Genomic DNA, 720 nt, shown 5'->3' with positions numbered 1-720 from the left:
TGGGGTTACCCGCAAATCGTGGACACGTAGTGGAGCTACCTAGTGGTTAGGCAGCTATTTCTTTTCTGCTAGTGATTAGACCAATTTGGTTCTCAAAGTCGACGGGGCTGACCATACCGAGTGCGGAATGTCGGCGTCGACGGTTGTAGACGACTTCAATCCAGTAGGCAACGGCCTTGCGTGCAGCATCACGGGTCGTCCAGCGCTTACGGTCGTAGAACTCGGTTTTAAGCGTCGACCAGAACGACTCAGCCATCGCGTTATCGAAGCACACACCAGTACGCCCCACGGACTGAGCAATGCTCAGGCTGCGGCAAACCTCCCAGAGCTGCTCGCTAGTGAATTGAGCTCCGCGGTCAGCGTGAAACACCAGCCCATCAGGAACGTCACCACGCAACGTGTGCGCCATCCGCAGGGCTCGCTCGACCAGGGAAGTATCTTGAACGCTATCCATAGCCCAGCCCAGCACCCGGCGGGAATGGCCATCGCGGACCGCGCACAAGTACAACCAGCCTTCACCGGTGCGCAAGTAGGTAATATCTGACATCCACACCCGGTTGAGCTCACCAGTATCAAACATGCGCTTGACCAGGTCAGGAAGCGTGGACTTACGCTTAGCTTGAATCGTTGTCACCGGGACAAAGGCCCGCGGTGAAATCCCCTCAATCCCCATCATGCACATCCGTTTAGCCACAGTCTTACGGTTAAGCGCAATGTGGT

General features: G+C 56.2%; 1 protein-coding gene. It reads right to left on the bottom strand.

Annotated features, from left to right (window positions below):
* Nucleotides 1-46: 46 nt before the first annotated feature.
* Nucleotides 47-720, bottom strand: a 674-nt coding sequence (locus tag HMPREF3157_RS02165; protein ID WP_141740583.1) for an IS3 family transposase, incomplete at its 5' end; no start/stop codon positions are given.

Origin of the sequence: Dermabacter sp. HMSC06F07 (assembly GCF_001807345.1) — a bacterium.
Classification (GTDB): Bacteria; Actinomycetota; Actinomycetes; order Actinomycetales; family Dermabacteraceae; genus Dermabacter; species Dermabacter hominis.
The sequence above is the reverse complement of the archived record's forward strand: the minus strand, read 5'-3'. Positions and strand labels throughout refer to the sequence as shown.